This is a genomic window from Clostridium bowmanii (assembly GCF_018861315.1).
In the GTDB taxonomy this organism is placed as follows: domain Bacteria; phylum Bacillota; class Clostridia; order Clostridiales; family Clostridiaceae; genus Clostridium_AD; species Clostridium_AD bowmanii.
In genome coordinates this window covers 1-721 of sequence record NZ_JAHLDL010000110.1, presented here as the reverse complement: position 1 = coordinate 721, position 721 = coordinate 1, and the positions used below count along the sequence as shown (strand labels likewise).

At 36.6% G+C, this 721-nt stretch carries 1 protein-coding gene; it reads left to right on the top strand.

Annotation, left to right across the window (positions count from 1 at the left end; genetic code table 11):
• Positions 1-157: 157 nt before the first annotated feature.
• Positions 158-721, top strand: a 564-nt coding sequence (locus tag KPL51_RS23095; RefSeq protein ID WP_244998181.1) for a reverse transcriptase domain-containing protein, incomplete at its 3' end; no start/stop codon positions are given.

Here is a 721-nt window from a genome sequence, read left to right as displayed (position 1 = left end):
ACCCGGGGAGATCTGATAGGTAAGTTGTGGATATGGATTTAGAAACAACAAACCATACAGTGATGTATGACTGAACTATCAGAAGTCAGCAGATGTCATAGTACCATGCGAAGCGCGCTTACATGGGAAGGACTGAACAATAGGAGGTTTTGAAATTTTGAAAGATACGAAGAAATATGATGAAAGCAGACAACTTCATAAAGAAGGCTCTCTACGAGAGAATAGAGTGGAACTTAAAGGTAACGTAGAAGCGCAGAGTATTTCTCCTATGTCAGAAGAAGGAAGAAACGGTGCAAATAGATACGGTAATGATTTACTCGAGCAAGTATTATCGAAAGATAATATGAATAAAGCATATAAAAGAGTAAAAGCCAATAAAGGAAGCCATGGTATTGATGGTCTGACGATAGATGAACTTCTACAACACCTAAAAGAGCATGGTCAAGAATTAAGGCAATCATTACGGAAAAATAGATATAGACCTCAACCAGTGAGAAGGGTAGAAATACCGAAACCTGATGGGGGAATAAGATTACTTGGAATACCTACTGTAGTAGATAGAGTTGTTCAACAAGCAATGTCACAAATTTTAATACCAATATATGAAAAGAAATTTTCAGATAATAGTTACGGGTTTAGACCTTTAAGAAGTGCAAAACAAGCTGTTGAAAAATGTAGGGGATATATTAATGCTGGACATACATGGACAGTAAACATAGAC